Origin of the sequence: Streptomyces sp. Ag82_O1-12, assembly GCF_900182715.1 — a bacterium.
GTDB lineage: Bacteria > Actinomycetota > Actinomycetes > Streptomycetales > Streptomycetaceae > Streptomyces > Streptomyces massasporeus.
In genome coordinates this window covers 4,084,853-4,109,004 of the sequence record NZ_FXUW01000001.1, presented here as the reverse complement: position 1 = coordinate 4,109,004, position 24,152 = coordinate 4,084,853, and the positions used below count along the sequence as shown (strand labels likewise).

General features: G+C 73.4%; 17 protein-coding genes, 1 tRNA gene and 1 riboswitch. Of the genes, 10 read left to right on the top strand and 8 right to left on the bottom strand.

Going from position 1 to position 24,152, the window contains the following annotated elements; genetic code table 11:
* Positions 1–94: 94 nt before the first annotated feature.
* The 4 genes from QOL88_RS18805 to QOL88_RS18790 are packed head-to-tail and all read left to right on the top strand — an operon-like array spanning position 95 to position 2,929.
* Entirely contained in the window at positions 95–1,006 is a 912-nt protein-coding gene (locus QOL88_RS18805; protein WP_373559293.1) for an STAS domain-containing protein, read from the top strand.
* Positions 1,003–1,416 carry an STAS domain-containing protein gene (locus QOL88_RS18800; protein ID WP_097217572.1) on the top strand — a complete coding sequence of 138 codons (414 nt, stop codon included), beginning with the start codon at positions 1,003–1,005 and terminating at the stop codon, positions 1,414–1,416. Before QOL88_RS18805 ends, QOL88_RS18800 begins: the two co-directional genes overlap by 4 nt.
* Positions 1,416–1,859, top strand: a complete 444-nt coding sequence (locus tag QOL88_RS18795) for an anti-sigma regulatory factor (RefSeq protein WP_097217570.1) — start codon at positions 1,416–1,418, stop codon at positions 1,857–1,859. Before QOL88_RS18800 ends, QOL88_RS18795 begins: the two co-directional genes overlap by 1 nt.
* On the top strand, positions 1,859–2,929 hold the full coding sequence (locus QOL88_RS18790) for an ATP-binding SpoIIE family protein phosphatase (protein WP_097217568.1): 1,071 nt from the start codon (positions 1,859–1,861) through the stop codon (positions 2,927–2,929). The genes QOL88_RS18795 and QOL88_RS18790 overlap by 1 nt, the downstream gene beginning before the upstream one ends.
* A 484-nt stretch (positions 2,930–3,413) precedes the next feature.
* On the opposite strand, the gene QOL88_RS18785 is transcribed toward QOL88_RS18790, so the two are convergent.
* From QOL88_RS18785 to QOL88_RS18775, 3 genes are all read right to left on the bottom strand, one after another.
* Positions 3,414–3,911: a MarR family winged helix-turn-helix transcriptional regulator gene (locus QOL88_RS18785; protein ID WP_097217566.1), complete on the bottom strand. Its 498-nt coding sequence runs from the start codon at positions 3,909–3,911 to the stop codon at positions 3,414–3,416.
* A 118-nt stretch (positions 3,912–4,029) separates the two neighbouring features.
* Positions 4,030–4,671, bottom strand: coding sequence for a GTP cyclohydrolase II (locus QOL88_RS18780; protein WP_097217564.1), 642 nt, complete (start codon positions 4,669–4,671; stop codon positions 4,030–4,032).
* 133 nt (positions 4,672–4,804) lie between these two features.
* Entirely contained in the window at positions 4,805–5,320 is a 516-nt protein-coding gene (locus QOL88_RS18775) for a MarR family winged helix-turn-helix transcriptional regulator (RefSeq protein ID WP_097217562.1), read from the bottom strand.
* A gap of 77 nt (positions 5,321–5,397) precedes the next feature.
* Here QOL88_RS18775 and QOL88_RS18770 point away from each other — a divergent pair, with 77 nt between their 5' ends.
* The 4 genes from QOL88_RS18770 to QOL88_RS18755 all read left to right on the top strand — a co-directional run bounded on the left by QOL88_RS18770 (position 5,398) and on the right by QOL88_RS18755 (position 9,335).
* Positions 5,398–6,528 carry a dihydrofolate reductase family protein gene (locus tag QOL88_RS18770; RefSeq protein ID WP_097217561.1) on the top strand — a complete coding sequence of 377 codons (1,131 nt, stop codon included), beginning with the start codon at positions 5,398–5,400 and terminating at the stop codon, positions 6,526–6,528.
* 65 nt (positions 6,529–6,593) lie between these two features.
* A tRNA-Met gene (locus QOL88_RS18765) sits at positions 6,594–6,667 on the top strand.
* Positions 6,668–6,955: 288 nt separating this feature from the next.
* Positions 6,956–7,112, top strand: a riboswitch (cyclic di-AMP (ydaO/yuaA leader).
* Between the two features lie 11 nt (positions 7,113–7,123).
* Complete coding sequence (locus tag QOL88_RS18760) at positions 7,124–8,164, top strand: M23 family metallopeptidase (RefSeq protein ID WP_097217559.1); 1,041 nt, start codon at positions 7,124–7,126, stop codon at positions 8,162–8,164.
* Between the two features lie 226 nt (positions 8,165–8,390).
* A complete protein-coding gene (locus tag QOL88_RS18755; RefSeq protein ID WP_097217557.1) occupies positions 8,391–9,335 on the top strand; it encodes an aldo/keto reductase in 945 nt (314 codons plus the stop codon).
* Between the two features lie 63 nt (positions 9,336–9,398).
* Here the strand turns inward: QOL88_RS18755 and QOL88_RS18750 are convergent, their stop codons facing one another.
* The 4 genes from QOL88_RS18750 to QOL88_RS18735 form a co-directional block, all read right to left on the bottom strand.
* Positions 9,399–10,790, bottom strand: a complete 1,392-nt coding sequence (locus tag QOL88_RS18750; protein WP_097217556.1) for a PrsW family intramembrane metalloprotease — start codon at positions 10,788–10,790, stop codon at positions 9,399–9,401.
* Between the two features lie 59 nt (positions 10,791–10,849).
* The gene (gene trmB, locus QOL88_RS18745) at positions 10,850–11,767 is read right to left on the bottom strand and encodes a tRNA (guanosine(46)-N7)-methyltransferase TrmB (protein ID WP_097217554.1); all 918 of its coding nucleotides are present in this window, start codon (positions 11,765–11,767) and stop codon (positions 10,850–10,852) included.
* A 522-nt stretch (positions 11,768–12,289) separates the two neighbouring features.
* Positions 12,290–13,492, bottom strand: a complete 1,203-nt coding sequence (gene lhgD, locus QOL88_RS18740) for an L-2-hydroxyglutarate dehydrogenase (RefSeq protein WP_179878900.1) — start codon at positions 13,490–13,492, stop codon at positions 12,290–12,292.
* A gap of 75 nt (positions 13,493–13,567) precedes the next feature.
* Positions 13,568–14,992 (bottom strand): NsdA family TPR-like regulatory protein, encoded by a 1,425-nt coding sequence (locus QOL88_RS18735; RefSeq protein ID WP_097217550.1) that lies wholly within the window; start codon positions 14,990–14,992, stop codon positions 13,568–13,570.
* 948 nt (positions 14,993–15,940) lie between these two features.
* Between QOL88_RS18735 and QOL88_RS18730 the strand changes: the two genes are divergently transcribed.
* Positions 15,941–18,058: an asparagine synthase-related protein gene (locus tag QOL88_RS18730; RefSeq protein WP_097217548.1), complete on the top strand. Its 2,118-nt coding sequence runs from the start codon at positions 15,941–15,943 to the stop codon at positions 18,056–18,058.
* 585 nt (positions 18,059–18,643) lie between these two features.
* Positions 18,644–21,910: an AfsR/SARP family transcriptional regulator gene (locus QOL88_RS18725; RefSeq protein WP_097217546.1), complete on the top strand. Its 3,267-nt coding sequence runs from the start codon at positions 18,644–18,646 to the stop codon at positions 21,908–21,910.
* A gap of 21 nt (positions 21,911–21,931) precedes the next feature.
* Here the strand turns inward: QOL88_RS18725 and QOL88_RS18720 are convergent, their stop codons facing one another.
* Positions 21,932–23,902, bottom strand: coding sequence for a sigma-70 family RNA polymerase sigma factor (locus QOL88_RS18720; protein ID WP_097217544.1), 1,971 nt, complete (start codon positions 23,900–23,902; stop codon positions 21,932–21,934).
* Between the last annotated feature and the right edge of the window lie 250 nt (positions 23,903–24,152).

Genomic DNA, 24,152 nt, shown 5'->3' with positions numbered 1-24,152 from the left:
GCCGGACGCCGGCACTAATGTTTGTCATACGGCAAGTAATGGCTGAGGCGTCGTCGCGCGACCTCGGTCCGGTCCGTGCAAGGGAGCGATGCAAGTGTCGGTGTCGGAAGAGAACGCGGAACAGGAGCCGGCCGCATACCAGGTGAGCGCCTTTCTGGAGCGGCGTCGGGAGCAGATCGCCCAACGGTGGGCGGACGCCGCGCTGTTCCGCACGGTCTTCACCGTCTCCCGGGACGAGGCGGTGGAGGCGGGCAGGGCCGTGACGGCGGCGCTGGCGGCGGTGGCGGCCTCTGGGCGAATGGACGACATCCGGGCGTCCGGGTTCGCGTCCGTGCGCGACCAGTTGGGCCGGATGGCGGCCTCCCGCGCCCGTACGGGCATCGACCCGGACGGGGTCGCCACCGAGGTGGCCGCGCTGCGCGAGCCGGTGACCGAGCTGCTGCGCGCCGAGTTCCCCGAGCCCTACGCCCCTGAGGCCCAGGAGGCCGTGGTGGCGCTGACCGTGCTCATGGGCACGCTGCGCCTGGTCGTGATGGAGACGACCGTCAGCGCGGGCGAGGAGCTGATCGCCCGGCAGCGCGAGCAGCTGCACGAGGTGGCGACCCCGGTGATCAAGCTGTGGGAGAGCACCGTCGCCGTGCCGCTGATCGGCACCCTGGACAGCGCGCGCAGCCAGGTGGTCATGGAGAGCCTGCTGGACGCGATCGTCGCCGAGCGTGCCCGGTACGCGATCCTCGACATCACCGGCGTGCCCACGGTCGACTCGCTGGTCGCCCAGCACCTGATGAAGACGGTGGCGGCGGCGCGGCTGATGGGCGCCGAGTGCATCGTGTCCGGCATCCGGCCGGCGATCGCGCAGACCATCGTCCACCTGGGCATCGACCTCGGTACGGTGCTCACCCGCTCGAGCCTGGAGGACGCGCTCGCCTACGCGCTGAGCGAGCAGGGGGTCGAGATCGCACCGCTGCGGGCGGCCGGCGCGGCGGCGGACGCGGGCACGCGGTGACCGCCTTCGCGGGACACGGGCCCGCGGGCGGGCACGGCTTCACCGTGCCGGTCCTCCAGCTGGGCGATGTCCTGCTGGTCACCCTCCAGGGGGAGTTGCACGACGAGATGGCGGAGCAGCTCCAGCAGGACATCACGACCCGGATCTCGGACAGCCGGGTGAGCGGGGTCGTGATCGACATCTCCGGCGTGGAGATCGTCGACTCCTTCCTCGGCAGGGTCCTCGCCGAGATCGCCGCCGGGGCCAAGCTGCTGGCGGCCCGTACGGTACTGGCCGGGATGCGCCCGGCGGTGGCGATCACCCTGGTCGAGCTGGGGCTCACCCTGCCCGGCCTGCGGACCGCCCTGGACGTCGAACGTGCCATGGAGCTGCTGGGCGTGACCACGCGCCGGGGCGAGGGGAGTCCGTGATGCAGGCTTCCCGCCATGCCGGTCCGGCCAGCCTGCCGATCGGCTCGGACGCCGATCTGGCCTGGGTGCGCCAGCAGGTCCGGCAGGCAGCCGCCGAGCTGGGGTTCGGGCTGGTGCAGCAGACCAAGCTCGTCACCGCGGCGAGCGAGCTGGCCCGCAACACCCTCGTCCACGGCGGGGGCGGCCATGTGCGGCTCACCCCGCTGGACGCCGGGTCGTCGCACGGGCTGCGGCTGGACTTCGTCGACACCGGGCCCGGCATCCGGGACCTGGACCTGGCGCTGACCGACGGCTACACCAGCGGCGGCGGGCTCGGGCTGGGCCTGAGCGGTGCCAAGCGGCTGGTGCAGGAGTTCGAGGTGGACAGCAGGCCCGGTGAGGGGACCACCGTCACCGTCACCGCCTGGGCCACCGTCGTACCGTCTTCCCGGACGGTGCCGTGATGAGCAGGGTCTGGGACGTGCCGGTGGACGACTCGACCCGGGTGCGGGATGTGCGGGTGGCGGCCGAGGAGGCCAGTGCCTGCGCCGGCCTGCCCGCGAGCCGCACCGACACCGCCGCGCTCGTGGCGACGGAGCTGGCCACCAACCTGCTGCGGCACGCGGACGGCGGGCGCATCCTGATCAACCTCGTCGAGCGGGGGCACGACGACGACCGCCGGGCGGCCGTGCAACTCGTCTCGCTCGACCACGGCCCCGGCATCCCGGACGTCGCTGCGGCGATGCGCGACGGCTACACGACGACCGTCGCCGCCTCGCTCGGCGCCGGGCTCGGCACGTGCCGGCGCATAGCGAACGACTTCGATCTGCACAGCGCGCCCGGCCGGGGCACCGTCGTGATGGCCCGGATCGGTCATGAGCCCGCCGTCCGCAACCAGGGGCCGCCCCCGCCGGGTCCGCGCGCCGGGGGTGTCAACGTCCCCCTCGGCCGGGCCGAGTACTCCGGGGACGCCTGGGGCCGGGTGGGCGGCGGCGGCCGTCTGACCCTGCTGCTCGCCGACGGGCTGGGGCACGGTGCGAAGGCCGCCGAGGCCTCGGGCCTGGCGGTGAAGGAGCTGCGCGGCCTGTCCGAGCTGCCGCCCGCCGAGATCCTGCGGAGTCTGGGCCGGGCTCTGCGGCCCACCCGGGGCGCGGCCGTCTCCGTGGCCCAACTGGACATCGCGGCGGGGCAGTTGAGTTTCGCGGGGATCGGCAACGTCGGTGCCCGGCTGCGGACCGACGGCACGTGGAAGGCGCTGCTGTCCCACCCCGGCATCGTGGGCGCGCAGGCCCCGGCTTCCGTGCCCGTGCAGCGCGTTCCCTGGCACGCGGACAGCCTGCTGGTCCTGCACAGCGACGGCCTGCCCAGCCGATGGACACCGCCCGACGACGGCGTGCTGCCGGGCTGCGACCCGGCGGTGGCGGCCGCGGTCGTGCTCCGGGACGCGGGCAGCGCGGCCCGGCCGGTACGGGACGACACGTGCGTGGCGGTCCTGACCGCCGGCGGGGTGAGCCGCCACGGCTCGGGGGCTTGAGGGGGAGGGCGGTGATGAGCGGCGGCGTCGCGCGGTGCGGCTGCGTCGGCCGGGTTCACGGTCCGCCCGAGCGGCGGGGTCACGGCGGGTCGCGTAGGGCGCGCGGGTTGAAGGCCCGCGCCGTCTCATGGCGGGGCCGCGGTCTCGCCGCCCGGACTCGACCACGGTGCGGTCGGTATGACGGCGAGCGGTCACCGCCCCCGCGGCCGGGCGGCGCCGCGAGAGTTCGTCTTCACGCCGGCGCAGCCCTCACGCCGGAATTCACTGCGCCCTACCGGCGTCCGGCGTCGCGCGAGGAGTTCGTCGTTACGCCGGCGCAGCCCCGCGCGCCGGAACTCGCTGCGCCCCACTGGCGGTCGGCGTCGCGCGAGGAGTTCGTCTTCACGCCGGCGCAGCCCTCACGCCGGAACTCGCTGCGCCCCACTGGCGTCCGGCGTCGCGCGAGGAGTTCGTCTTCACGCCACCGCAGCGCCCGCGCCGGAACTCACTGCGCCCCGCCGGCGTCCGGCGTCGTGTTCCGGGCCGCCAGAAAACCCCGCATCCCCCTGCTCAGTGCCGCCCGTTCGGCCGGTTCCATCGCGGCCAGTGCCGCGGTCAGGGCCTGGGCGCGGCGGCCGGCGACGTCACCCAGGACGTGCTGTCCGTGTGTCGTGAGCCACAGTTGGACCTCCCGGCGGGTGTCCGGGTGCGGGGTCCGTTCCAGCAGGCCGGCCGCCGTGAGGCGGTCGCAGAGGCGGCTGGCCGTGGGGAGGCCGATGTCCAGACCGTCCGCCAGCGCCGTCAGGTTCAGGCCGGGCGCCGCCTGTACGGTGCGCAACGCCCGCAACTGGTGCAGGGACAGGCGCAGGGACGCGTCCTGCGCGGCGATCGACCACAGCGCCGTCAGACTCTCCACGGCATCGGTGATCTGCGATGCGACGGTCTCCGGGCCGTCGCCCGGGCCCCTCGCCCGGTGGTTGCCGGGGCCGCCGAGATCGGTCACGAAACGGTCACTTCCATAAAGCTCCGGGTACTGATGAGGTCGCCCTCTCTCAAAGGCTGTACCCGATGAACCGAGGGGCAAGCAGCCCGGTTCGGAGCCCGGTCGGACCGGGGGCGGCTCAGCCGGCGCTGAGCTCCGTCAGCGCGGCGAGCGGCAGCGTGTGCTGCGTCTGGAGGACCTTCGCGCGCAGGTAGCGGACGTTGTGGGCGGTGGTGAAGACGCCCGTGGGGATCCGGTCGCGGACGTCGACGCCCAGGGACCGCAACTGGTCCGCTTTATCGGGGTTGTTGGAGAGCAGGTTCAGTTCGCCGATGCCCAGGGCCCTGAGCATCTGGGCCGCGGCCGTGTAGTCGCGGGCGTCCTCGGGCAGCCCGAGCGCCGCGTTCGCCTCGTACGTGTCGAGCCCCTCGTCCTGGAGGGCGTACGCGTCGAGCTTGTTGTAGAGGCCGATGCCCCGGCCCTCTTGGCGGAGGTAGAGGAGCACGCCGCCGCGCTCGGCGATGCTCTCGACCGCCTCGCGCAGCTGCGGGCCGCAGTCGCAGCGGGCCGAGCCGAACACGTCCCCGGTCAGGCACTCGGAGTGCAGCCGCACCAGCGGGACCGGGCCGGGCTCGCCGAGGACCACGGCGACGTGCTCCTGGCCGTCGGCCAGCCCGTGGAAGGTGACGAGCTCGGCGTCGGCCTCGTAGCCGTCGTGGAAGCGCAGCGGGACCCGGACGCGGGAGCGCGGGGTGGCGATGACGGCAGGGGTGTCGGGCATGCGGGGCCTCCGGGTTCCGTTTCCTGTTCGGCTGCACAGCCGTATTGCTTCAGATTTGAAGCAGATCCACGATCATGACCCTACTCGTGCTTTAAATTTGAAGCAATGAGGATCCGACTCTGTGTGACGCGCGTCACGAACAGGCCGGCGACGACCTGCGCCGCCATGGCACGTCGTCCGCCGCCGGCCGGGTCCCGTCCTCCTGGAGCCCCTGTGCGATCGCCGCGGAGATGTCCTCCAGCTGCCCCACCTGCTCCTCGCTGAGCCGGTCGAACAGGAAGCCCCGCACGGTCTCGACATGCCCGGGCGCCGCCCGCTCCAGCACGGCGAACCCCTCGTCCGTCAGCGCCGCGATGCTGCCCCGCTTGTCGTGGGGGCAGGCCTCGCGCCGCAGCATCCCGTCCTTCTCCAGCCGCGTGACCGCGTACGTCAGCCGGCTGCGCGTGATCTTCAGCCGCTCGGCGAGATCGGTCATGCGCAGCCGCCGTTCCGGGGACTCCGACAGGACCGACAGGATGGAGTAGTACAGGTGCGGCATGCCGGCGTCCTGCTGGAGCTGCCGGTCGATCGCGTCCTCCAGGAGCAGCGAGGCGGCGATGTAAGCGCGCCAGGCGCGCTGCTCATCGGGGCTGAGCCAGCGAGTCGTCATGCCGCCAGTGTAGGTTTGTTTCAAACTTGAACCAAGCCCTGTCCCGTCCCGCCGTCCCGACCAGCCGCGGAGCACCGATGCCTCACCCGTACGTCCTGCTGTCCGCCGCCGTCTCCCTCGACGGCTACCTGGACGACACCGGACCCGACCGGCTGCTCCTGTCCAGCCCGGCCGACTTCGACCGGGTCGACGAGGTCCGGGCCTGCGTCGACGCGATCCTGATCGGCGCCGGCACCATCCGCGCCGACAACCCGCGGCTGCTAGTGAACTCGGAGAAGCGCCGGGCCGCCCGCACGGCCGCGGGCAAGCCCGAGTACCCCCTCAAGGTCACCGTCAGCGGCTCCGGCGACCTCGACCCGGACGCCCGCTTCTGGCACACCGGCGGGGAGAAGGTCCTCTACACCACCGACCAGGGCGCCGAGCGTGCCCGCGCCCTGGGCCTGGCGGCGGACGTCGTCCCGCTCGGCGACGACCTCGACTGGCGGCGGCTGCTCACGCACCTGCACGACGTCCGGGGCGTAGGGCGGCTCATGGTCGAGGGCGGCGGCCTGATCCACACCCAGCTCCTCACCCAGGGCCTCGCCGACGAACTCCAGCTGGTCCTCGCCCCGCTCTTCGTGGGCGACCCCCGGGCCCCCCGTCTCTTCGGCCCCGGCGGCTACCAGGGCGGCCGGCTCCGGCTGCTGGAGTCGCGGCAGATCGAGGACGTCGTCCTGATGCGCTACGAGCCGACCGCCCCGGGCACCGGCCGGCTCCCCACCGCCGCCGACCATCACTGGCTGGCCCTAGCCTGCCAACTGGCCGAGCGCTGCCCGCCGTCGGACACGGCGTTCAGCGTGGGCGCGCTCGTGGTCGCCGCCGACGGCACGGAACTGGCCCGCGGTCACTCCCGCGAGGCCGGCGACCCGGTCGTGCACGCCGAGGAGGCGGCCCTCGCCAAGCTCGACCCGGCCGACCCGCGCCTGCCCGGCGCGACGGTGTACAGCAGCCTGGAGCCGTGCGCCCGCCGCGCCTCACGCCCCGCTCCCTGCGCCCGGCTGATCCTCGACGCGGGCGTACGGCGGGTCGTCACGGCCTGGCGCGAGCCGGACACCTTCGTGACCGACGCCGACGGCAGCGGCCTCCTCGCGGCCGAGGGGGTGGAGGTCGTCGTCCTCCCGGAACACGAGGAGCGGGCCAAGGCCCCGAACCGTCATCTGCCGGGCTGAGCACGGCCCGGTCGGTGGGTGTGTGCGAGTGGTCCCGCGGATGGCGTACACTGGTGACACAACGACGCGGGGTGGAGCAGCTCGGTAGCTCGCTGGGCTCATAACCCAGAGGTCGCAGGTTCAAATCCTGTCCCCGCTACTGAAGGCCGAGGGCCGGAATCCGAAAGGGTTCCGGCCCTCGGTGCGTTCCTCGACACCTGATCACGTTCGGTGAGCGAACCACCCCGTTCCGCATAACAACTGACACACCGTCAAAACCCGTCAGTCACTTACGATGCGGCCAACTCGCCCGATTTAAGCCGGTCATGGCAGGTAAGTCCGCGCGAAAAAGGTTAATGATCAAGTGGAATCGCTGGAATACCCCTCGCGCCTCCATTAACGTTCGATAACGCAGCGCGGTCGTCCCAGCCGTCACAGAAGGCGGCTCCGTGCGCACGCGCCGAATCCCGAAAGGGAACCGGGGAACCACCACTTGGGGTGAATCGGGCGGATACCACCGTGGAAGCACGGCAGGTATACGCGCGTAGGAGACCTTCCTGCTCCGAACCCGTCAGCTAACCCGGTAGGCGAGAAGGAAGGAAAGGAGCACGCCCACGTGGCGTCCAACCGGCCTGCCCCCGCGGCCCCGTACGCGCCGAAGCGCGAGAACGACACCTTCGGCTTCGACGGTCAGCGCACCGACGAGGGCCCGTTCCAGGAGTGGAACCCCACCGAGGAATCCATCCGTCCCGTCCGTGGCCGGCATCGCGTCACCAAGCAGCGCGGCGGAGGTCTCGCCCGCAGCTCCACCGTCCTGGGCGTCGGCGTCATAGCCGCCGTGGGTGCCGGCGGCATGGCCAGTGCCCAGACCGGCAAGCCCCCGGTGTCCATCTCCGTGCCGGACCTGCCCTCGGTGGGTTCCCTCATCTCGGACGACGACACCCCCGAAGGTTCCGCCACCCCGCTCAGCAGCCTCGGCACCGCCACCGCGGACACCGCGAAGGGCACGTCCGGCGCCCGCGCCGGTGCCGGTGACGCGCTGCGTGCCCGGATCATGGCCCAGGTCGAGCACCAGCAGGAGCAGATCGAGACCAAGGCCGCCGAGGACGCCGCGGCCGCCGCCGAGAAGGCGGCCAAGGACGCGGTCGCCAAGGCGGAGAAGGAAGCCAAGGCCAAGGCCGCCGAGGCCAAGCGGAAGGCCGAGGAAGAGGCGAAGAAGAAGGCCGAGGCCGAGCGGCTCGCCGCCCTCGCCAAGCAGTACACGCTGCCGACCTCCTCGTACACCCTCACCTCGACGTTCGGCGAGGCCGGCGCCTACTGGTCCTCCGGCCACCACACCGGTCTCGACTTCGCCGCCCCCACGGGCACGCCGATCAAGGCTGTGCACAGCGGCACGATCACCGAGGCGGGCTGGAACGGCTCCTACGGCTACAAGACCGTCCTCACCCTCGATGACGGCACCGAGATCTGGTACGCGCACCAGTCCTCCATCGGCGTCAGCGTCGGCCAGAAGGTCGGCACCGGCGACGTCATCGGCCGCGTGGGCGCCACCGGCAACGTGACCGGGGCGCACCTGCACCTCGAGGTCCACTCCGGTGGCTCCGCCAGTGGCATCGACCCGATGGCCTGGCTGCGGGGCAAGGGACTGACTCCGTAAGCAGTGCGTGTTCGTTGAAGCATCGGCGGCCCTGACGACGACCTGTCGACTTCAGGGCCGCCGGCTTTGCTGTGTGGCGTGGCGTCGTGTCGTGTGGCGCGGAGTGGTGTGGCGTCGCGTGGCGTGGCGTCGCGTGGCGTGGCGTCCTGTGGTGTGGCGTGGTGTTTACGGGAGTTTTGCGTCCGTTGCGGAATGAGGTGTTCCTGCGCGGTCGTTGACACCGAGCATGACGTCTCTTCGCAAGCTCGGTACTTCCGACCTCGAGGTCTTCCCCCTCTCCCTCGGCGGCAACGTCTTCGGCTGGACCGCCGACCAGGACCGTTCGTTCGCCGTCCTCGACGCCTACACCGCCGCCGGCGGCAACTTCGTCGACACCGCCGACGTCTACTCGGCGTGGGTCGACGGCAACCAGGGCGGCGAGTCCGAGACCATCCTCGGCGCGTGGCTCGAGGCACGCGGTAACCGCTCCGACGTCGTCGTCGCCACGAAGGTCAGCCAGCACCCCGACTTCCAGGGCCTGTCCGCCGCCAACATCAAGGCCGCCGCCGACGCCTCCCTGCGGCGCCTGCGCACCGACTACATCGACCTGTACTACACGCACTTCGACCAGCCCGACGTGCCCGTCGAGGAGATCATCGGCGCGCTCGACGAACTCGTGAAGGCGGGCAAGGTGCGGCACATCGCCGCCTCCAACATCTCCGCCGAGCGGCTGCGGGCGTCCCTGGAGTTCTCCGACCGCGAGGGCCTCGCCCGGTACGTCGCCCTCCAGCCGCACTACAACCTGGTCTCCCGTGACACCTACGAGGGCGAGCTGCAGGACCTCGCCGAGCGGGCCGGCCTCGCGGCCGTTCCGTACTACGCGCTCGCGTCCGGCTTCCTCACGGGCAAGTACCGGCCCGGTACGGAGGTCGAGAGCGCGCGGGCGGGCGGCGCCGCCAAGCATCTGGAGACCGAGCGGGGGCGGAGGGTTCTCGACGCCCTCGACGAGGTCGCCGGGGCGCGTGACGTTCCCGTCGCCACCGTGGCCCTCGCCTGGCTCGCCGCCCAGCCGACCGTGGCGGCGCCGATCGCCTCCGCGCGGACGGTGGAGCAGCTGCCCGCGCTGCTCGGCGTCGGGGAGCTGACGCTCTCGGCGGCCGAGGTGGAACGGCTCACGGAGGCCTCGGCCTGAGCGGGGCCCGGCCTGAGCGGGGCCCGGCCTGAGCGGGGCTCGGTCTGAGCGGGGCCCGGAGCCCTAGGGGCGGTAGGGGTTGTACGTGGCGGAGCGGTAGGGGTTGTACGCGGGGTACGGCGCCGGCTGGTGGACGTACCTCGCCGGCTGGTGGCCGTACCCGTACACCCCGTAGACCGGCCAGGGCGGGGCCGTCACCGGGACCGGAGGGGCGGTGATCCGGCCCGCGTGGTCCAGCGCGGGGCGGGCCACTTCCCGGCGCCGCCACAGTTCGCCGAGCAGTTCCCGCTCCCGTGTGGCGAAGTCCGCCCCGGGGCTGCCCCGCCGGGCCCGGTGCCGCAGGAATGCCAGGGACGTCGCGTACGCCTCGTACCGGGCCACCTCCCGGGCCGCCGCCCTGCCCGCGTGCCGGCGGGCGTACTGCCGGGCGATCCGCCGGGCCCGCATCGAGCCGAGCGCGTACGGCTCGGCCGGGGTCAGCCAGCCGGCCACGGCGTAGGCCGGCAGCTCCGCCCGTACGGTCTTCAGCTCCCGCTGCCGCGTCCAGATCACCAGCCACGTCAGCAGCCCGAAGATGGGCACCATGAACGCCGCGTACACGGCGAAGAATCCGTACTCGCCGAAGGCCGACGAGCCGTTCCACATCGCGTGCATCCCCATCGCGAGCAGCAGCCCGCCGAGCGGGAAGGCGACACGGCGCAGCGGCCGGCGGTCCGCCGCGAGCGCGGCGATGCCGAAGCCGATGCCGGTGAGGACCGTGAACAGCGGGTGCGCGAACGGCGACATGATGACGCGCACGAAGAAGGTCGCCGCCGTGACCGAGGCGATGCCGCTGCCGCCGGTGAGCTGGTCGGTGCCGAAGGCCGTGCCGAGGTAGAGGATGTTCTCGGTGAACGCGAAGCCGGTGGCCGTCACGCCGGCTATGACGACCCCGTCGACGATGCCGGTGAAGTCGCGGCGCCGGAAGAGGAAGACCAGGAGGACGGCCGCCGCCTTGGCCGACTCCTCGACCACCGGCGCTATCACCGTCGCGCCGAGGGTGTCCGCGCTGGACGGGTCCGCCGTCGCCGTCGCTATCCATCTCGTCGCGAAGCTGTTGGCGACGATCGCTATCAGCGCCGCCGCGCAGGCGCCCCAGGCGAAGCAGAACAGCAGGTTCCGCCAGGGGCCGGGCTCCACCCGGTCCAGCCAGCGGAACGCGGCTATCAGCAGGGGCACCGGGAGGACGGCCAGCCCCAGCCCGACCAGGAACCCTTCCGTGCCGGTCTCCTCACGGACCAGGGCGAGGATGACCAGGCCGGATATCGCGAGGAGCGTGCTCAGAGCGCCGTAGCGCACCCAGGCGCGGTGCCACCAGTGGGCGTGCCGCGAGGAGCCGGCTGTGCCCGAGCCGGCGAAGGGTGCGCCGTCGGTGGGACCGATGGGGTACGACGGATGTGGGGAACTGGTGGCCACGGCATTGACCCTAACGACGGATGGGCGCTGTCCGCAGGCGGGAGAGGTGCCAGGGGTGGTCAGGCGCCGGCGGGGGGCTGGTCCACGTGCTGTACGCGGCGGAAGAGGAGGTCGTTCACGACATGTCCCTTGTCCAGTCCCTGGCCCTCGAAACGGGTCAGGGGACGGAAGTCGGGTCGCGGCGCGAAACCACCGTCCGCCTGCGTGTTCTCGAAGTCGGGGTGTGCCGTGAGGACGTCGAGCATCTGCTCCGCGTACGGCTCCCAGTCGGTGGCGCAGTGGACGATCCCGCCGGGTCTGATGCGGGTGGCGGCCAGGGTCAGGAATTCGGGCTGGATGATCCTGCGCTTGTGGTGCCGCTTCTTGGGCCAGGGGTCCGGGAAGTAGACGCGGAGGCCGCCGAGGGAGTCCGGGGCGAGCATCTCGCGCAGGAGGATGATCGCGTCGCCGTTGCCGACGCGGATGTTGGACAGGCCGTTGCGGTCGGCGAGGTTGAGCAGGTTGCCCTGGCCGGGGGTGTGGACGTCGACGGCGAGGATGTTCGTGGCGGGGGCGGCGGCGGCCATCTGGGCGGTGGCCTCGCCCATGCCGAAGCCGATCTCCAGGACGACGGGGTTGTCGTTGCCGAACAGCTCGGGCAGGTCGAGGGTCCGGCTGCCGTCGATGTCGAGGCCCCACTTGGGCCACAGGCGCTGGAGTGCGTCCGCTTGACCGGCGGTGACGCGGCTGCGGCGGGGCTGGAAACTCCGGATGCGCCGCTCGAAGTGCGACCCGGCGGGGTCGGCCTTCGGCCCGTCGGGGAAACGCGGCTCGCCCTTGGCCCGGGTACCCCGGACGGGGACACCCGGGGTGTGCGGGTGCGGGTGCGGGTGCGGGTGCGGGTGCGGCTCCGGGGGCGGGGCCGGGTGCGAGTGCGGCTCCGGGTGCGGGTTCGGGGCCGGGTTCGGGGCTTCGGGGGTGTTGGCGGAGTCAGACACAGTGCCCCTGATTTTACGGCTGAGGTGCTTCGCCTTACGCCGGGTGGTGGGTCGGGGCCGCGCCGGGGGGTGTCCGTCCTCGGAACGGCGCGATGGACCTTCATACCGACTGACTCCCCGTTGACGCGCCAACCGCTGCGGGCGGACACCCCCCGACACGGCCCCTTGCGTACGACGGCGGGTGCGGGCCGCCCCCGCTGCGGGTAGGCGCGGCCGCCCCCAGCTGCGGGCATGCGTGCCGCTAGGGGCGGCACGGGTGGGCGTGGGGGTCCCCCCTGCTCGAGCGAAGCCGAGAGCTTGGGGGAGGCACCCCGTTCCGCCGGGCTGCGGACCCACCCGGCCCCAGCACCGACACAGCGGCACCCCGTTCCGCCGGGCTGCGGACCCACCCGGCCTCAGCACCCGACGCAGCGGCCCCCCGACGCCGGGTGGCGGATCCACCCGCCCCAGCACAAACGCAGCGGCACCTCTCGACGCCGGGTCGCGGACCCACCCGGCGCCGGCAGGGCAGCCCCGCAGGCCTCACAGCGCGCTCAATGCTCTGCGTGCCACTTCCCGGCCGATCGGCAAGGACGCCGTGGCCGCAGGGGACGGTGCGTTGAGGACGTGGACTGTTCTGGCGCCCTCGCGGATCAGGAAGTCGTCGACCAGGGTTCCGTCACGGAGAACCGCCTGTGCGCGCACGCCCGCGGCCGTCCGCACCAGGTCGTCCTCGGACACCCCGGGCAGCAGCCGGCCCACCGCGTCCGTGAACGCCGTCTTGGACAGGGACCGCCGCAGCTCACCCGCCCCGTACCGCCAGTGCCGGCGGGCTATCTGCCAGGAGCCGGGCCAGGCCAGGGTCGAGCCCAGCTCGCGCAGCCGGACCGTGCCCCACCCGTACCCCTCGCGGGCCAGGGCCGGCACCGCGTTGGGCCCGACATGGACACCCCCGTCGATGCCGCGCGTGAGATGCACTCCGAGGAACGGGAACGCCGGATCGGGCACGGGGTAGACCAGGCCGCGTACCAGCTCCGGCCGGGCCAGCTCGTAGTACTCGCCCCGGAACGGCACGATCCGCATGCCCGGGTCGTCCCCGGTGAGCCGGGCGATCTCGTCGCACTGCAGACCCGCGCAGTTCACCAGGACCCGCCCGCGTACGACGTCGCCCGCGGCCGTGAGCACGGCGACCCCACGCTCGGGGCGCCGGTCGACGCGCACGACCCGCGTGCCGTAGCGGATCTCCGCGCCCGAGCCGTGGGCCAGCTGGCGGGCGACCGCGACGAAGTCGCAGATGCCCGTCGTGCCGACGTGTATCGCGGCGAGCCCGCGCACTTCCGGCTCGTACTCCGCGATCTGGGGGCCGCCCAGCTCCCGCACCGGGATGCCGTTCTCCCGGCCGCGCTGCACGAGCGCGTGCAGGCGGGGCAGCTCCGCGCGGTCGGTGGCGACGATCAGCTTGCCGGTGACCGCGTGCGGGATGCCGTACTCGGCGCAGAACTTGACCATCTCCGCCGCGCCCCGCACCGCGTAGCGCGCCTTGAGGGAGCCGGGGCGGTAGTAGATGCCGCTGTGGATGACGCCGCTGTTGCGGCCGGTCTGGTGGCGGGCCGGGCCCGGTTCCTTCTCCAGGACGGTGACACGTGTGCCCGGTGCGGCGCGGGTGATCGCGTACGCCGTCGACAGGCCGACGATGCCGCCGCCGATCACCAGCACGTCACAGTCGTATGTGATCCGCACTCGCACCACCTCCCGCTTCGATAGTGCACTGCGCCACTGACAATGCCTTCAAACGCGGGACGGGCCGCATGCCTGGTTCGGCTACGCCGGAGTCATCAGCAGCGGGCGTGCACGCTCACGGAGCTCCACCACCCGCGGCTCGTCGCCGTACGGCTCCAGTCGGTGCAAAAGGTCCTTGACGTACTCGGTGGTACGGGCCGAGGAGATCCGCCCGGCGACCTCCACCGCCCGCACCCCCTGCTCGCATGCCGCGTCCAGGTTCCCCGACTCCAGTTCCGCGACCGCCGAGACGACCAGGCGCAGGCCGTGCGAGCGGACGAACTCCTCGGTCGGCTTCGACAGGGCCTGCTCGGTGAAGCGGCGGACCTGGCGGGGCGCCTTGAGGTCGCGGTAGCACTCGGCCGCGTCGGCGGCGAAGCGGTCGTAAGAGTAGAAGCCGAGCCAGCTCGGATCGTTGTCGCCGGGGCGGGCGCGCTCCAGCCAGCTCTCGGCGGCCTTCAGGGCGCCGCCGGCCGCCGCGGCGTCGTTCGCGCGAGCGTGCGCGCGTGCCTCGACGAGGCGGAAGAAGCTCATGGTGCGGGCCGTCGCCAGTCCGCGGTTGCGTTCCAGGGCGGCCTGGGCGAGGTCCACGCCCTCGTCCCCGAAGCCGCGGTAGGTGGCCTGGAGGGACATGGAGGCCAGCACGTAGCCCCCGAGGGGGACGTCAGCCGCCGCCCGGGCCAGGCGCAGGGCCTGGATGTAGTAGCGCTGGGCCGCTTCCTGCTGGCCCGTGTCGAAGGCCATCCAGCCCGCCAGTCGCGTGAGTTCGGCGGAGGCGCCGAAGAGGGCCCGGCCGACCTCGTCGGAGTACGAGCCGAGCAGCAGCGGGGCGGCCTCCACCCGTAAGCATTCGGGGACCATGGACGAACGCCAGTCGCCACCGCCGTACTTGGAGTCCCAGCGCCGCGCGTCCTCGGCGGCCTCTCGCAGCTTCTGCACGTCGCTGTGGCCGACTTTGAGCGGTGCGCCGGAGCCCTCGCCGGGGCCCACGTCACGCGCGACCGAACTGTCGGCCGGGGTTATCAGCCATCGTGAGGCGGGCGTTGCGTATGCGCTCACCGCGAACGATCCGGCCAGCGACTGCCAGATGCCTCCGGAACCGGCCCGGCGGCCGGCGAGGTCGAGGCGGTAGAGGTCGGTCGCGGACCTGACCGCCTGGCCGACGTCCCGCGGGAAGGCGAGGCCGACTTCGGGTGCGGGGTCCGCGTCCGCCAGGCCGATCTCGTGCAGCGGCACCGGGCGGCCGAGTTTCTGGCCGATGGCGGCGGCGATGAGGTGCGGGGCGGCACCCTGGGGCACCATGCCCTTCGACACCCAGCGCGCCACCGACGTCTTGTCGTAGCGAAGCGTCAGACCGCGCTGGGCGCCGAGGTCGTTGACACGCCGCGCGAGGCCTGCGTTGCTGATTCCCGCGAGGGCGAGAACGGCGCCGAGTTTCTCGTTCGGCCCGCGTTGCTCCCTGGACATGAGCCACCCCTCGACACAGACGGCTGCCGCACTGGCATAACCACGCGGCATTCGTAAACCCAGCGTAGTTCGCCGCATCCCAAGCGTTAAGGGGCATTGTTCCGGTTGGCGGGATTGTGGTCCGTACTGAAGTGCGGTTCAGATACGGGCTGTTGCGACGTGCTCCCAGTGTGTGGCCGTGCGCCTGTCCGTGCGCTCTTCTCCGGCCATCGCGGGAGCGGTTCCATGGTCGTTGCGTGGGTCGGCCCGCTGTACTGGATCCAGTGGGCTGGGGGACACCGCCGCCTACATCCCCGCGGGCGGCGGAACGGTCCGGGAGGCGTGCTCCGTCTCCCGGACTGCGCGACCGGGTGGCAGCGTGCCGAGCCTGTACGGAGCGTGTTCGAAGCTGCGCGTGTTACGCCGATTTGGCTGAAAATCGACCCCGTCGATCGCGGGGTATCAAGGCTCCTACCACGGCACTTGAGGGCGCGTCGGGTGTGATTGGGGCGCGTTCCGGGGGCGCATTCGCGTCGCAGTCGTACTGCGGACATGTCGCTGGCGTGCCTTGATTCTTGGCCGTCTCTTCGCTGCTCCGGGGTTCTTCTTGCTTCCGCGGCCGTCCTGTTCGGTGGCTCGTTCTGTGGCTCGTGCGGTGGCTCGTGCGGTGTTTCGTTCGTCTCTTCGGCCGTCCTGGCGGCGTCTGCCGCCTCGGCCGTCCTTGCGTCTGTCTCTTCGGCTGTCCTTGCGTCCGTTCCTTCGTTCGTCCCTTCGTCCGGTGTCTTGCCCGCCCGTGTTCGCGGGCGGTGTGCGGGTGTTCGGGGGGTTCGGGGCGGTGTGGGTGGCTCCGCCGGGGCGCATTCGGCGGAGCGCAAGCGGCGTCGGCACCCTCTGGAACGCTTCCTTCATGGCAGCATGGTGAACCGGTTCGTACGGTGCACTGGTTGTCCACAGCCTGTGGAGGCGGCGATGCGGTGGTTGGTGGGATGGAGCAGCACCGCCGCGGGAGCCGTCGCTGCCGGTTCGGCGGGGGCGACCGGCAGCGAGGGTGAAACCCTGCACCCGGTGGGGTCCCAACTCCTGTGGGGTGATCCCGATCCGCTGTGGGCGGTCGGCGACTGGCGCCCCGACGAGGTGCGGGTCGTGAAGGCCGACGACCGGACCAGGATCGCCGTCCTCGGCATCTGCGGCGCCACCGACGAGCAACTGCGCGTCGCGCTGTTCGCCGCGCGCGGTGGGGCACTTCGGCATCTGACCGCCTGGCCGGGCAGCTACACCGCGATCGTCCAGGTCGGCAGGCGGCTCACCGTCTGCGGCGACCTCGCGGGCGCACGACCGGTGTTCCACACGCCCTGGGCCGGCGGTACGGCGTACGCGACCGCCGCGCTGCCGCTGGCCGATCTCATCGAGGCCAACCTCGACTTCGGGCATCTCGCCGCGCTGCTGGCCGCGCCGGACGTGCCCGCCGCGCTGCACGACTCCACGCCGTACGACGGCGTGAAGCGCGTTCCGCCCGGGCATGCCCTCATCCTGCGCGCCGGGGCGCGCGAGATCGCCGGGTACGAGCCGGTCGCCTCACTGGCCGTCGCGGCGCCCCCGGCCGATCCCGACAGTGCGGTCGACGCGGTGCGCGACGCGCTCGTGGAAGCCGTACGGACGCGGCTGTCCGCTCCGCGGCACGTCCCGGGGATGGACATAGACCCGGGCCCCGTGCCCGGCATGGGACCCGCCGAGCGACGGGCCGCACGCGGGATGCCGGTGCCGGGGATCGGCGCGGACCTGTCCGGCGGCCCGGCCTCCGGGGCGCTTGCGCTGCTGGCCGCTGGGCTCCCCGGGATGCCGGGCACGGTGCTGGGGCACGGCACGGGCGCGGGGGAGCGGCTGCTGGCCGTCACGTTCAACGACCTCGCCGTCGGAGGGCGGGAGGCCGAACTGGAGCGGGCGGGCGCGCTGGCGGCGAACCCGCGGCTGCACCACGTCGTCGTGGCGGGCGGCGAGGAGACCCTCCCCTACGCCGACCTGGACGGGCCGCTGACCGACGAACCCGGGCCGTGCCTGGTGTCGGCGGCGCGGCATCGCGCCCGGCTGGCGGCGGGCAGCGCGGACCACTTCACGGGGTACGGGGCGCGGCAGGTGCTGGACGCCCATCCCGCGCGGCTCGCCGACCTGCTGATGGACCGCCGGCGGCGGCATCTCGTACGGCCGGTCGCCGCGCTGGCCAAGGCCGACGGGTCGGTGCTGGTGCCCGCGCGCGTGTACGCGGCGGCGCGGCGGCTCTCCCGTACGCCGTACCGGTCGGGGCTGGAGTCCCTCGCCGAGCGTCTCCTCGACCCTCGCTCCGACGACGGCCTCGACGCGCCCGGGGGTGCGCTGGACGCCTCGCTCGCCGCGCTGACCTGGGGCAGACCCGGGCCGGCCGCGCGCTGGCTGACCGGTGAGGCACTCGCTGAAGTATCGGTTCGCCTTCAGGCGGCGACACACCGGTCGGAGCTGGTGGGGCCCGGGCAGCGGCCGGGTGACTTCCGTGCGCGAGCGGCGCTGGCGCGGCACGCGGCGGACCTGCGGGTGCTGGAGCAGGCGGCGGAGGTCCGCTTCCAGCGGCTGCACGCGCCGTTCCTCGACAACCAGGTCGTCCGGGCGGCCCGGGCGCTGCCCGAAGCGCTGCGGGTACGGCCGGGAGCGCGGGCGGCGATCCTGCGTACGGTGCTGGAAGGGGCAGGCGTCCGGGAGTTGCCGCCCGGCTGGGGCGCCCCGACCCAGGCGACCGCTGCGGCCGCGGAGCGTACGGGGTTGCGTGTGGCGGCGGACTCCCTGGTCTCCCTGTTCGACACCCCGTTGCTGGCGGAGGCCGGTCTGGTCGAGGCCCGCGTGGTCCGCAAGGCGCTGCGCGGCGCGGCGGCGGGTGAACCCCTGCCCCTGGACGGCCTCGCGGACCTGGTCTCCCTGGAGCTGTGGCTGCGCCGCCTGCTGTCCCGCCGAGGCACATGCTGGACGGGCACGCCGGCCAGGCAGCGAGCGGTACCGGCGGGGATCGCGCCGCAGCGGGGGGCGTTGGGGGCGGGGGCCGGTGGGGGGCGGCGGGTGTAGCGGTGGATCGGTGGGGGTGCGCGTGTGTTTCGCCTTCGCGTTGGGTGGGGGTCGGGGCCGCGCCGGGGGGTGTCCGTCCTCGGAACGGCGCGATGGGCCTTCATACCGACTGACTGGCGTTGACGCGCCAACCGCTGCGGGCGGACACCCCCCGACACGGCCCCTTGCGTACGACGGCGGGTGCGGGCCGCCCCCGCTGCGGGAATGTGCAGCCGCCCAGCTGCGGGAATGTGCAGCCGCCCAGCTGCGGGTATGCGCAGCCGCTTAGCTGCGGGCATGCGTGCCGCTAGGGGCGGCACGGGTGGGCGTGGGGGTCCCCCCTGCTCGAGCGAAGCCGAGAGCTTGGGGGAGGTACCCCGTTCCGCCGGGCTGCGGACCCACCCGGCCTCAGCACCCGACGCAGCGGCCCCCCGACGCCGGGTGGCGGATCCACCCGCCCCCAGCACAAACGCAGCGGCACCCTTCGACGCCGGGCTGCGGACCCACCCCCCCCCAGGCAGCCACACCCCCGCACACGAGCCCCCGAGCAACGCCCGGCACGGAAAACCCCCCGACCCTCGCGCCGACCCCGGCGACAATGACTCCGTGCGGTACAGAATCCTGGGCGTCACCACGGCAGAGGACGAGAGCGGCTCAGTCGTACCCGTCGGCGGACCACGGCTCCGTGCCCTGCTCACCGCCCTCGCCCTGCGCCCCTCCCGCGTCACCACCCCGCAGACGCTGATCGACGAGGTCTGGCCGGAGGAGCCGCCCCAGGACGCCCCCGCCGCGCTCCAGGCCCTCGTCGGCCGCCTCCGCAGGGCCCTCGGCAAGGACGCCGTCACCTCCGAGACGGGCGGCTACCGACTCGCGGCGGGCCGGGACGACATCGATCTCTTCGTCTTCGAACGGCTCGTCCAGCAGGGCACCGACGCCCTCACCGGCAACGACCCCGCGCTGGCGGAGCACCACCTCGACGCCGCCCTCGCCCTCTGGCACGGGCCCGCCCTCGCCGACCTCCCCGACCGCTCCGCCGCCGCCCGCCCGGAGGCGATGCGCCTGGAGGCGACCCGGGCCAGGGCAGAGGCCCGGCTACGGCTCGGCCGCGGGCCGGACGTCGTACCGGAACTGCGTGAGCTGACGGCCGTACACCCGTACGACGAGCCGCTGCACGCGCTCCTCATCCGCGCCCTGCGCGACACCGGCCGGGACGCCGACGCCCTCGCCGCGTACGAAACCGTCCGCCGGTCCCTGGCCGAAGGCCTCGGCACCGACCCCGGGCCCCAGCTGCGCGCCCTCCACGCCGGACTGCTCGACCCCGCCCCGCCGGAGGAGGGGCCGCCGCCCGCTCCGCCGGAGCGCGAGCGCATACAGCCCGGAACCATTCGGCCCCGTCTGACCTCCTTCGTCGGCCGGGAACCCGAGATCGACGCCATCCGTTCCGAGATGCACAGGGCCCGCCTCGTCACCCTCACCGGACCGGGCGGCTCCGGAAAGACCCGTCTCGCCGAGGAAGCCGCCGCCGGGCTCCCGCAGGCACGGCTGGCCGAGCTCGCCCCGCTCGACCGCCCGGAGGCGGTGCCGGGAGCGGTGGTCAGTGCGCTCGGTCTGCGCGAGACCGTGCTGCTGACCAGCGAGCACACCGCGGTGCAGGACGATCCGGTCGGCCTGCTCGTCGAGTTCTGCGCGCCGCGCAGCCTCGTTCTGATCCTTGACAACTGCGAGCACGTCATCGGCGCCGCCGCGCACCTCGCGGAGACCCTGCTGACCCGTTGCCCGGGGCTCACGATCCTGGCCACCAGCCGTGAACCTCTGGGCGTTCCCGGTGAGTTGGTGCGCCCGGTCGAGCCCCTGCGCCCGGACCACGCCCGCCGGCTGTTCGCCGAGCGGGCCGCGGCCGTCCGTCCCGACGCGGACGCCGTGCTCCGCGACGAGCGGGCGGTGGCGGAGATCTGCCGGCGGCTGGACGGGCTGCCGCTCGCCATCGAGCTGGCGGCGGCCCGGCTCCGGCTTCTCACCTCCCGGCAGATCGCCGACCGGCTCGACGACCGCTTCCGCCTCCTCACCTCCGGGAGTCGTACGGTCCTGCCCCGCCAGCAGACCCTGCGCGCCGTCGTCGACTGGTCGTGGGACCTGCTCGACGACGCCGAGCGGACGATGCTGCGCGAGGTGTCGGTGTTCGCGGGCGGCTGGGACCTGGCGGCGGCCGAGGCCGTGTGCTCCGGGCCCGCCGCCGAGCTGATCGGGGCCCTCGTCGACAAGTCCCTCGTCGTGGCGGCCCCCGACGCCGACGACTCGGGTATGCGCTACCGGCTGCTGGAGACCATCCACGAGTACGCCGTCGAGCGCTCCGCCGACGCCCCGCGGCTGCGCGCCGAGGCCGAGGTCCGGCACCGCGCGTGGGCGCGTGCGCTCGCCGAGCGGGCCGATCCGCTGCTGCGCTCCGCCGGGCAACTGCCGTGGATCTCCCGTCTGGAGACCGAGCTGGACAACATCCGCGCCGCCCTCGACCGGGCCCTCACCGCCGGGGACGAGGAGGCCGCCGGCGCCCTCGCCGTGGCCATGGGCTGGTTCTGGTGGCTGCGCAACTACCGCCACGAGGGCATGGAGTGGATCGAGCGGACGCTGCGACTGGGCGCGGCCCTGGACGCCGGTGGGCCGGAAGCGCCCGGCCACATCGAGCAGTTCCTCACCGCGCCGGACGGGGAGACGGGCCATCCGCTGCACGCCCTGCGGATGGATGTCCGCATGCTGCATCTGTTCTTCATGACCGAGGCCGCGTCCATGGAGAGCTTCGTCGACGAGCAACGGCCGTACATGGAACGGGTGTGGGCCCATTTCGGGGGTGGCGGCCCGCACGCGGCCCGTATTCCGGGGCTCGTCTGCCCGATCCTCTCCACCTTCCTGGGCGACCAGAGCGAGGTCCTGGCCGTCCTGGACGCGGCCGTCGCCAACTGCCGCGCGTACGGGGGTGACTGGGAGCTCTCCGTCGCGCTGATGTTCCGAGCGCACACGGTCGTCGACGGACCCGGTGGCCTTGAGGGCGTCGACGACGACCTCGCTGAGCTGCGGATCCTCAGCCGCCGCGCGGGCGACCGCTGGCTGCGCGCCCAGGTGTGCAGCGCGGTCGGCGAGGCCGCCATGGCGCGCAGCCGCTTCGAGGACGCCAAGGGGGAGTACGAGGAGGCGCTGCGGCTCGCCTACGAGGTGGGCGCCTACGCGGAGTCGCCGTTCCTCATCGCCCGGCTCGCCGAGATCGCCTACCGCGCGGGAGACCGGGCGGCCGCGACGGCGTCCCTGGACGAGGCCGCGGCCGCCGCCGAACGGTACGGCGTACGGGACTCCAAGGCGTACGTGCTGCTGATGCGCACCCAGATGGCGTTCGAGGACGGGCACACCGAGCGGGCGCGTGCGTGGTGCGACGCGGCCCGCGCGAACACCGCACCCGGCCCGCCGCCACCCCAGTTCGCGGTGATGCTGCTCCTGCTCGACGCCATGATCACCGCGAGGGAGTCCGGCCCCCGGTCCGCCCTGCCCAAGCTGGCCGGCGCCCTGCGCGAAGCCGTGGAGAAGCGGTGCTCGGACGTGATCCTGGCCACGGTCGTGGACGGCGCGGCGGGGCTGCTGGCCGATCTCGGCGACTTCCCGCGAGCGGCCCGGCTGCTCGGCACCGCCGCGCACTTGCGGGCAGGCCGCCCGCGCTCCCTGCCCGAGCGTGCCCCGGTGGAGCGGGCCGAGGCCGCTGCTCGCGCCGCTCTGGGAGACGCCCGGTGCGAGGCCGAGCACGCCCGGGGCGCGGCCCTCGCCGCGGACGACGTCCTGCGCGAGCTGGACGAGGCGCGCGGTGCTTACGCCGGCAGCCGGGTGACGTGAACCGTCATACCCGGAACAGGCCTAGCCGCAGGTGAACCTGGACTCCGCCCAGTCCACCGGCATCAGGTTGTCGAGGGGGCTGCGGGGTTCCACCACCAGCCGGACCGTGCCGCGCCCGCTGAGGTTCACATGGACGGGCAGGGCCGGGTCGCCGCCCTCGACCAGCGGGGACCGCCACAGCCTGGCCCCGTCGGCGTAGACGGAGAAGTACGCCTTGCCGAGCCTCAGCGTCATGTCGTCCACCCCCACGAGCGCGTCGTAGGACGAGCAGGAGCGGTTGAGGTCGATGGTGACGGACGAGCGGCCGTGCACGGTGACGCCGTGGGCGTACCGCTGGTCGCCGACCGACAGGCCGGACCGCTTCCAGACCCAGCTGCTCGCACCGATCCGCATCTCGGGCTTCGTGCCGTCGCCGCTGATGTCGTACGACAGTTCGCTCCACTGGTAGACAGCCGGGGCAGGAGGCGGGGGCGGCGGGGGAGTGGGCACCGGTGTGGGAGCGGGGGGTGGTGTCGGCTTCGGGGGTTCGGGTGGGGGAGCGGGCTTTCGGGGCGGGGTGGGGGTCGGGTCCTGGTCCGGGGCCGGGCTGGTCTTGGAGCTCGGTGTCGGCGCGGGTGTCTCGGCGCGCGCGGGCATGATTCCCGGCGGGTCCGGGGCCGAGTCCTGCCGTGAGGGTGAGGGTGAGGGCGCGGGCTCACCGGGTCGCACCACCGACGACGGCTTGGGGGAGGAAGGAGCAGGTCCGGCCTCCTCCTTCGGCTTCTCGTTGCCGGCCAGGGCCATCACCACGGCGGCCACCACCCCGACGGCGACCACACCGGCCGCGATACCGGCCTTCACCGGCGCGCCGAGCCCCTCGGAGGCCGCCGCACCGCCCCCGCCTCCGGCCCCTCCGGCCGATCCGCCGCCCGCCGCGGACGCCCCACCGGTCGTGCCTCCCGCCGCCGCTGCCGCCCCTGCCGCCCCCGCGCCCCCGGCGATGAGCCCGGCCGCCTTCGCATACCCGGCGGCCCCGAACCAGCCGATGACCGCGACCGGCACGACCGCCGGGATACCACCGGCCACTTCTTCGATCTGCAGCGCGGCCAGCCGGCACTTCGCGCACTCCTCCAGGTGCTTGCGCAGCCCCCGCTCGGCCCGGGTGCGCAGCCGCCCGCGGGCATACGTGCCGAGCTGGTCGGCGTAGCGGGCGCACTCCTCGTCGGCGGTGAGCGTGGCGCTGACGTGGGCCTGGAGGTAGGCCTGCTTGAGACCCTCACGGGCCCGGCTGGCGAGCACGCGTGTGCCGTTGGCGTCGAGCCCGAAGAGCGTGGCGACCTCGCTGGGCGACTCGTCCTCGATCTCGGTGTGCCACAACACGGCCTGCCAGCGCTCCGGCAGCGACCGGAACGCCCGCATGGCCATGGACTGCTCGGCCTCGTGCATCGCCCGTACGTCCGCGCCGAGTTCGAGCGTGTCGTCGTCGGACACGTCGGATCCGCGTGCGGACTGGGCGGCGAACACGGCGAAATCGTCGACGAGTTGCTCGCGCCGCGCCGACCGCGTCCAGGAGGCGGCGACGCGCCGGACGGAGGTGAGCAGGTACGCGCGCACCGCGTGCGCGGGCCCCGCGCCGCCGCGTACCGCCTGGAGCACGCGGGCGAAGACCTCGGCGGTCAGATCCTCCGCGGTGTGGGCGTCCCGGCAGCAGGTGCGGGCGTACCGGCGTACGGCCTGCGCATGGCGCCGGTACAGCTCCTCGTACGCCGTGTCGTCGCCCGCGCGCATGCGGTCGATGAGGTCGGCGTCGGACGGCGGCGTCTCGAGAGGCGGCGGCAGGACGCTGTCCTCGTGCCGGTCGCGCTGGGCCGGGACCGAGCCGTCGGCGGGGCGCCCGCCGGGCGGCACGCTCGCGCGTCCGCCCTGGCTCGGCACCTTCGGCGGCACCGGGCCGTCGGCCGTGGCGTCGCCGCTCCCGCCGCCGCTCGACTCGTCCCGCCCGTCACCGCTCATCGCGGAAAGCCCCCGCCAGCCGCCCAACCCGTCCAGACCACCGGGTCAGCGTGCCATATTGGCATTTGGTCAGAACCCCGTAGTTCGGACGATCACTCATCCGTGGGGATGTGCCGCATGGCAGTACTGGCCGTCACTCATTCGGGGAAGGCTCCTCTTTTCGCTCCGCGCCTCCGGGCGGCTCCGCGCGGCTCGGGGTGGCTCCGGGCGGCGAGGGCTCCCTGTTCTCGCTGCGGCGGGGAAGGCTCCC